The sequence below is a fragment of the Alkalidesulfovibrio alkalitolerans DSM 16529 genome (genome assembly GCF_000422245.1).
Taxonomy (GTDB): Bacteria; Desulfobacterota; Desulfovibrionia; order Desulfovibrionales; family Desulfovibrionaceae; genus Alkalidesulfovibrio; species Alkalidesulfovibrio alkalitolerans.
Window position 1 is genome coordinate 35159 of the sequence record NZ_ATHI01000009.1, and the last position, 7705, is coordinate 42863.

At 55.5% G+C, this 7705-nt stretch carries 6 protein-coding genes; all 6 read right to left on the bottom strand.

Annotated features, from left to right (window positions below):
- Positions 1–16 precede the first annotated feature (16 nt).
- The 6 genes from DSAT_RS05665 to DSAT_RS15105 all read right to left on the bottom strand — a co-directional run bounded on the left by DSAT_RS05665 (position 17) and on the right by DSAT_RS15105 (position 7465).
- On the bottom strand, positions 17–3049 hold the full coding sequence (locus DSAT_RS05665; protein WP_020886634.1) for a type I restriction endonuclease subunit R: 3033 nt from the start codon (positions 3047–3049) through the stop codon (positions 17–19).
- Positions 3046–4320, bottom strand: a complete 1275-nt coding sequence (locus DSAT_RS05670; protein WP_020886635.1) for a restriction endonuclease subunit S — start codon at positions 4318–4320, stop codon at positions 3046–3048. The genes DSAT_RS05665 and DSAT_RS05670 overlap by 4 nt, the downstream gene beginning before the upstream one ends.
- Complete coding sequence (locus DSAT_RS05675; RefSeq protein WP_020886636.1) at positions 4317–5357, bottom strand: PDDEXK nuclease domain-containing protein; 1041 nt, start codon at positions 5355–5357, stop codon at positions 4317–4319. Before DSAT_RS05675 ends, DSAT_RS05670 begins: the two co-directional genes overlap by 4 nt.
- Positions 5354–6931 carry a type I restriction-modification system subunit M gene (locus tag DSAT_RS05680; protein WP_020886637.1) on the bottom strand — a complete coding sequence of 526 codons (1578 nt, stop codon included), beginning with the start codon at positions 6929–6931 and terminating at the stop codon, positions 5354–5356. Before DSAT_RS05680 ends, DSAT_RS05675 begins: the two co-directional genes overlap by 4 nt.
- Complete coding sequence (locus DSAT_RS05685; RefSeq protein WP_020886638.1) at positions 6928–7137, bottom strand: helix-turn-helix domain-containing protein; 210 nt, start codon at positions 7135–7137, stop codon at positions 6928–6930. Before DSAT_RS05685 ends, DSAT_RS05680 begins: the two co-directional genes overlap by 4 nt.
- A 157-nt stretch (positions 7138–7294) precedes the next feature.
- On the bottom strand, positions 7295–7465 hold the full coding sequence (locus tag DSAT_RS15105) for a gamma-glutamylcyclotransferase (protein ID WP_268870153.1): 171 nt from the start codon (positions 7463–7465) through the stop codon (positions 7295–7297).
- Positions 7466–7705: the final 240 nt, after the last annotated feature.

Genomic DNA, 7705 nt, shown 5'->3' on the forward strand with positions numbered 1-7705 from the left:
CGTCATCATCATGTCCTCAGATCAGGCCGAAGAAACGCTCGAAGAACGCACCCAGCTTGTCCAGCACCGTTTGCTTCTTCACCGCATGGCCGTTGTTTTTGTTAAACCTTGAAACCGGCGGCAGAATCTTCGTGATGGCGGTGCCGGTGGCAGGGATCGCGCCATCCCGGAACGCGTTGTCAACAAACGCCTTCGTCTCGTCTACGTTGAGACCTTCATCCGCGATGATCCGGTCAAGTTCCTCCGCCTTTTTGGTCGTAATGAATGCGACCCATTCCGCGTCGACCTTGGCTTTCGTGGAGACGGAATCCACAAACTGTTCGATGAGGTCTTTTTTGTTGCGCAAGCTGGGGCTGGCATTGATCGCACGTTCGATAGTCGCCCGGATCTCTTTGTCTTCGCCCGAGCCTTTCTTCTTCAGGTACTTTTCGACCAGCATCAGAATGTAATCGACGTTGATCTCGACCTGCTTGATCAGCTCGATCTCGAACACCACGTCGTCGTTGATCGACTCCTTTTCCGCTTCCGACGTGCTGCGGAACTCAGCGTATAGGTTGAGATACAGGCTCTGGTAATCCTGGAAGTCGCGTTGGCTCAAAATTTCGTTGCCTGCGAAATCGTCAAATGCCGTGAGAATATTTTTCAGCCGCAAGATCGAGCCAAAGAGCTTGATAAATGCCTTCTGAGCCGCTTCGCCGACGATGGCTTTACCGAGCGGAAACTTCTCGACCAACTCCTCGATCCGCTTCTGGTACTCCTTGTAGTACTCGGCGTAAGGTTTCAGTAGCACGATACCCTTGGCATCCTTATTGCCGAACAGGGCCAAGGCATCGTTGGTTTCCTGTTCGAGATCGCGGAAGGAGACGATGTTGCCGTAGGTCTTGACCGAATTGAGGATGCGGTTGGTGCGTGAATAGGCCTGGATCAATCCGTGGGCTCGCAGGTTCTTGTCCACCCACAGGGTATTGAGCGTGGTGGCGTCGAAGCCGGTCAGGAACATATTGACCACGATCACCATATCCAGCTCGCGTTTTTTCAGACGCTGCGACAAGTCTTTGTAGTAGTTCTGAAACTTGTCGGCCGAGGTGTCGAAGCTGGTGCCGAACAGGGCGTTGTAGTCTTTGATCGCGGCGTCCAGAAAATCGCGCGAGCTTTGATCAAGCCCTTCGGTTTCGAATTCCTCCTCGCTCAGAAGTCCATCGACTTCTTCTTCGTTGGCGGCAAAGCTGTAGATCAAGCCCACTTTGAGACGCCGTGAGGGCGGCAGCTCTTTTTCTTGCTCGGCAAATTCGGTGTAGTAGCGTTTGGCCGCGTCGATGGAGGCGGTAGCGAACAGCGAGTTGAATCCGACCAGCCGCTTGCCATCATGGCGGTAGCTGGCGCTGCGCTTGGTTTTCTGGTCGAAGTGCTCTCGGATATAGCTCACGACCTGCGTGATGCGTTCCGAGGCCAGCAGCGCCCGCTCCGTGTCGATGGCCGACACCTTTTTGTCCTTGATACTTGGGCGTGACTTGATCGTGTTGATGTAATCTATGCGGAAGGGCAGCACATTCTTGTCATTGATGGCATCGACAATCGTGTAGGTGTGCAGCTTGTCGCCAAAGGCCTGCTCAGTGGTGCGTCTGAGCGGGTTGCCGTGGCTCCCGGCGTTGTCGGCGAAGATCGGTGTGCCGGTGAAGCCGAACAAGTGGTAGCGCTTGAAGACCCGGGTGATTTCGGCATGCATGTCGCCGAACTGGCTGCGATGGCATTCGTCAAAAATCACCACCACATGTGCATCATAGACCGGGTGTTTTTTATTCTTTGTCACGAAGCGGCTTAGCTTCTGGATGGTGGTGATGATGATACGAGCGTGTGGGTTCTCCAGCTGCCGCTGCAACACCGCCGTCGAAGTGTTGGAGTTGGCCGCACCTTTTTCAAACCGCTCGTATTCGCGCATGGTCTGGTAATCCAGATCCTTGCGGTCCACCACAAACAGCACCTTGTCGATCTCCGGCAGGCCCCGCGCCAGTTGCGCCGCCTTGAAACTGGTCAACGTCTTGCCACTGCCGGTGGTGTGCCAGATGTAACCGCCTGCGCTTGCTTTGCCCAGCTGCCGGTGGTTGGTGCTGGTCGCGATGCGTTGCAAAATCTGTTCAGCCGCCACGATCTGATAGGGCCGCATCACCAGTAGCTTGCGGTCTACGTCGAATACGCAATACCGGGTCAGGATGTTCAACAGCGTGTGCTTGGCAAAGAAGGTCTTGGTGAAGCCTGTCAGCTCGGTGATGGGATGGTTCTTCGCGTCAGCCCACCAGCTGGTGAACGAGAAACTGTTGGAGGTCTTCTGTCGCGAGCGTTTGCTTCGTTGTTCAGCCAGATGCCCGTCGCGCACCGTGTTGCTGTAGTACTTGGTCAACGTGCCGTTGCTGATGACGAACAGCTGTACGTACTCAAAGAGGCCGGAGCCTGCCCAAAAACTGTCACGCTGGTAGCGGTTGATCTGGTTGAAGGCCTCGCGGATGTCCACGCCCCGGCGCTTTAACTCCACATGCACCATTGGCAGACCATTGACCAACACCGTCACATCGTAGCGATTGGCCCGGTTGGCCCCGCCATCCCCCTGTGGCACCTCGTATTGGTTGATGACCTGCAAGCTGTTGTTGTGGATATGCAGCTTATCGATCAGGTAAATGTTCTTGACCGTGCCATCGTCGCGCTTGAGCACCTGGATATGGTCTTCCTGGATGCGTGCAGTCTTTTCGACGATGCCATCATTGGCACTGGAAATACAGGTACCGAAAAATCGTTCCCATTCGGAATCGGAAAAGACGATCTTGTTGAGGATTTCCAATTGGAGGCGCAGATTGGCGACCAGATCGGCCTCAGAGGTGAGCGGCAGGTAATCATAGGCCTGCAACTGCAATTGCTTGATGAAGGCTTTTTCCAGCTCAGCCTCAGACTGGTAAGCCGTCTCCCGGACCCTATCGGGCAGAAATTCGGCGACGACCGTGCTTTCGTTTGAGAGCGCAATCGGTTCGATTCGGTACGGGGTGAGGTCTTCGCTCATGCAGCCTCCCGAAAATCGAGCAAACGGTCGCGGTAGTGCTCGTACTGCTGACGGCGGGCTTTGATCTCGGCGGGCAGACCGCTCCCGAGGTCGTTCACCAGGGCATCGAATTTATCGAGAATAGCGACGATGCGTTCTTGTTCTTCAGTCGATGGGACTGGGATTGTGAGTTTGCCGAGGTTCTCCCCGGACAACCGTTTGACCTTGGCCCGGGCCACGAATTTATTTTTCTCTGAGTGGAAGGCTGCAGTCTGGAAGTAATATGAGACGAACTTCGGATTCAGTGAATGATGGAATGCGAAACAATCATCGTGGATAGCTACCTCCTCTTCACCGAGCCATGCGACAGCTTTACCCACATCCTCGACAGTCTCACCGACAGCAGCAATGACGAGATCACCCGGTTGGGCGAAACGGAGGGTGGAGGCCAAATCAGTACGCACGTGCGAAATTGCATCCTTCGCGGACGTTCCGTAGTGTGTGTAGATATCGCCATAGTGAATGCATCCGATTCCATCAGGCGCATAGTCATCCTTAGTGAATCTCCGTCCGCGCGTAAATTTTCCTATCTCACTCAAGGTCGCCCACCTTATGCTTGCTTGCTTGCTTGCTTGCTTGCTTGCTTGCTTGCTTGCGCTCGCTACGCTCGCGTCATTAAAACTCAAAAGCGCGTCGCGGTAGTACTGGTACTGCCGCCGACGCGCTTCCAGCTCCGCTTCCAGCTCCGCTTCCAGCTTGGTGAACTTGTCCAGTACTTCCACGATTTCGCGTTGCACTTCAAGCGGCGGGACGGGAATCCTGATCTTTGCGAGGTTCTTTGCAGAGACATCGATGACCTTCGTGCCCGTCGCGTGTTTCTTCTTCTCAGCGAAGAATTGTGGTGTTTGCAGGTAGTAGGAAAGATACTTCGGATCTTGATTGTGCTTCAGCACTGTGGCGTGACCACCAGTGACAATCTGAGCGTCGCCGATCCACGCTACCGCCTTGCATACATCGTCTATGTTTTCGCTGGTGTTGGTGATAATCAGGTCGCCCGGATCGACTTTGGCAAGTTTGAGCGCTTTTTCTGCCGAAACAAACGAAATCGTTTCGGTAGTCCAAATGCCGTAGTAGGTATAAATCTGCCCGTAATGAATACAGCCTACCCCAGACTCCACGAAATCGGATTTCGGCATTCCGTTGCCACGTACTAACTCACCAAAATCGCCAATGGCTTTGTACTCCACCCCCTCCGGACACAACTCGGCAATCAATCCTTCAATCCGGCTCATGCGTCACCTCCCTGCAATTCGCGTTCGATCTGTTCGATGCTGGGCAGATTGGTCTGCAGCGGCTCGGGCAACGACTCCAGCAGTTTGTATTCGGCGATGCCCATGGGCTGGGTTTTGTCGCCCAGGGCGTATTCCGCCACCACCTTGTTTTTGCTCTTGCACAAGAGCAGGCCGATGGTAGGGCTGTCCTGTTCGCTCTTGAGCTGGCGATCCACAGCGGTGAGGTAGAAACCCAGTTGCCCCAGGTGTTCCGGTTTGAATTTGTCCGCCTTGAGTTCGATCACCACATAGCAGCGCAGTTTGAGGTGATAAAAAAGCAGGTCGATGAAAAAGTCGTCGCCACCGACCTCCAGATGCACCTGCCGCCCAACGAAAGCGAACCCCGCGCCCAGCTCCAGCAAAAACTGGGTGATGTGTTTAACCAGCGCCGATTCAATTTCCCGCTCATCCGCCTCTTTGCCAACATCCAGAAAATCGAACAGGTAAGGGTCTTTAAGTGATTGCCGTGCCAGATCACTTCCCGGCGCGGGAAGGCGTTCGCTAAAGTTGGTGACGGCTTTGCCGGTACGTTCAAGAAGCTTGGTTTCGATGTGGATGTTCAACACATTGCGCGACCAGCCATGTTCGATGGCGGCCCGGGCGTAGGCAAGGCGCTGTTCCGGTTGTTTCAGCCGGGCCAAAAGGACCAGGTTGTGTCCCCAGGGCAATTGTCCAACAGCCTGTTGGACAATTGCAGAGTCGGGCCAGGCTTCGGCAAAGGCACGCATGTACATCAGGTTGGCGCGGGAAAACCCCTTCATCTCGGGAAAGGCGGTGCGCAGGTCATGGGCCAGCCGGTCGATGACCTTGGCCCCCCAACCCTGTTCGGCCTGCCGCGTCAAAATGTCGCGGCCGATCTGCCAGTAAAGCGTCACAAGTTCGCGGTTGACCGCCAGGGTGGCGCGTTGCTGGGCGCTGTGAATGCGGCCTTTCAGTTCCACAAGCCAGTCGGCGTAACCTTCCGGTGGTTGGATCAGGGAGACGGGTTTATCACTCATGCCTGTTCCCCCTCCAGATCGGCCACGATGGCGTCAATCTGCATCCGCAATTCCATCTGCCGTGCCACGATACGGGCGATATCGGCGTTGAGCTTTTTGATATCGATTGCTTCGCGCTCGTCTTTTTGAGCGACATAAGAGGAGACGGCGATGTTGTAATCGTTCTCGGCAATCTCGACGTTGTTCACCAGCCGCGCGAAGTGGTCGATGCTCTTGCGCCCGATGTAGGCATCCAGAATTTTCTTCTGGTGGTCTTTGGTTAACTTATTCTTGTTGCCGTTGCGCATGAACTCGCTGGATGCGTCGATGAACAGGGTGGCGTTGTCGTGTTTGGATTTTTTTAGCACGATAATGCAGGTGGCAATGGTGGTGCCGAAGAAGAGATCCGGCGGCAGCTGGATAACCGCATCGATATAGTTGTTGTCGATCAGGTACTGGCGGATTTTTTTCTCGGCCCCGCCGCGATAGAGCACGCCGGGAAACTCAACGATGGCCGCCGTGCCGTTCACCGCCAGCCAGCTCAGAATGTGCATGGTGAAGGCGAGGTCGGCCTTGCTCTTGGGGGCGAGCACGCCCGCAGGGGCGTAGCGCGGGTCGTTGATCAGTAAGGGATTGGCGTCGCCATCCCATTTGATTGAATACGGCGGATTGGAGACGATGGCTTCAAAGGGCTCGTCGTCCCAGTGGGCGGGGTCGGTCAGTGTATCGCCGTGGGCGATGTCGAACTTCTCGTAATTCACGTCGTGCAGGAACATGTTGATCCGGCACAGGTTGAAGGTGGTCAGGTTGATTTCCTGGCCGAAGAAACCTTGACGCACCTTATCGTGGCCCAACACCTTGGCGAACTTGAGCAGCAGTGAACCGGAGCCGCAGGCCGGGTCGTACACCTTGTTGACCTCGCTCTTGCCGACCACGGTGATGCGGGCGAGCAGTTCGGAGACCTCCTGCGGGGTGTAGAACTCGCCGCCGGATTTTCCAGCGGTGGAGGCATACATCTGCATCAGGTATTCATAGGCGTCGCCGAACAGGTCGATGGTGTTGTGCGAAAATCCGCCGCCATTGCTCAAGGGCAGATCGCCGATGGCATCGAGCAGCTTCACCAGCTTTTCATTGCGTTTGGCCACCGTGGGACCGAGCTTGCTCGAGTTGACGTCAAGGTCGTCGAACAGTCCCTTGAAGTCGTCCTCACTCTCCGCGCCGATGGCGGAACCTTCGATATCGGCAAAGACGCGGCTCAGGGTCTCGTTGAGGTTGGCATCATGTCGCGCCCGTGCCTGTACATTGACAAAAAGTTCGGAGGGCAGGATGTAGAAACCCTTTTCCTTGACCGTCTCGGCGCGGCCGAATTCGGCATCTTCGTCAGGAAGTGTGGCGTAATCGAAGTCCGGATTGCCTGCCTTGCGCTCCTGCAAATTGAGGTAACTGGTCAAGTTTTCGGAGATGAAGCGGTAGAACAGCATGCCGAGCACATAGGTCTTGAAATCCCAGCCATCCACGCTGCCGCGCAGATCGTTGGCGATGCGCCAGATGGTTTTATGGAGATCCGCGCGTTCGGTTTCCTTGTAGTTGTTCATTCTGCCTGATCCTGTCTGCTCTTGTCCGCCGCGCCGCCAGCCTTCACCCACTCATCGACCTCGTCTTTCTTGAACTTCCAAAGACGGCCCATGCGATGAGCGGGCATCGCATGCTTGTCGATCCAGCGGTAAATGGTGTCACTGCTGACACCGAGGTACTTGCCTATCTCGTCTACTGATAACCAGCGGTCTTCCATCTCGGCCATATCTCCAACTCCTCAAGGGCGATTGGTTTTCTTGCCACGCCAGAGGCGGTAACGGGGATGCTGGGCGCAGCTTCCCCAACTTAAAACATCCTCTAATATATTTAGGCAGGGGCCGATTGTCAAACGCTTTAGTCCGGATAAGGCCGCAAAGATCGGCTCACGGGCGTAACCACTGGCCACTGGCGACTCTTTCCGCGGAAGGCGGGCATGGCATCCAATAGGTCCAGGCGGGAATCGAGGTGCGCCCGCATAGCACCGCCACCATTACCCGCTGGTACATGCTGTGCCCGCCGGGCCGAAAGCCTTCCAGCCGGTCGATGGGCGGCATCGAACGATGACCTAAGACAACCGCCAAAAACGGCAACCAGCCACAAACCCATATCAATCAAGGATGTAGCTTTCCGGACGCGCTTCGGACTTCGTCCGGAGAAAACAGAGAATCAGGGGCCAAACAGAGAAAGAAAGGCGGGAGGATGGGGAGAATCGATGGTGCGGAGAGGTGCTTTGGAAAGATGTGAAACGGGCGCAAACCCTTTAGAAACAAGGGGAAAAAGAAAACCCGTCACCC

Coding starts and splice junctions, on each gene's coding strand:
- DSAT_RS05665 (WP_020886634.1), bottom strand. CDS start 3,049: ATGAGCGAAGACCTCACCCCGTACCGAATCGAACCGATTGCGCTCTCA.
- DSAT_RS05670 (WP_020886635.1), bottom strand. CDS start 4,320: ATGAGCCGGATTGAAGGATTGATTGCCGAGTTGTGTCCGGAGGGGGTG.
- DSAT_RS05675 (WP_020886636.1), bottom strand. CDS start 5,357: ATGAGTGATAAACCCGTCTCCCTGATCCAACCACCGGAAGGTTACGCC.
- DSAT_RS05680 (WP_020886637.1), bottom strand. CDS start 6,931: ATGAACAACTACAAGGAAACCGAACGCGCGGATCTCCATAAAACCATC.
- DSAT_RS05685 (WP_020886638.1), bottom strand. CDS start 7,137: ATGGCCGAGATGGAAGACCGCTGGTTATCAGTAGACGAGATAGGCAAG.
- DSAT_RS15105 (WP_268870153.1), bottom strand. CDS start 7,465: ATGCCGCCCATCGACCGGCTGGAAGGCTTTCGGCCCGGCGGGCACAGC.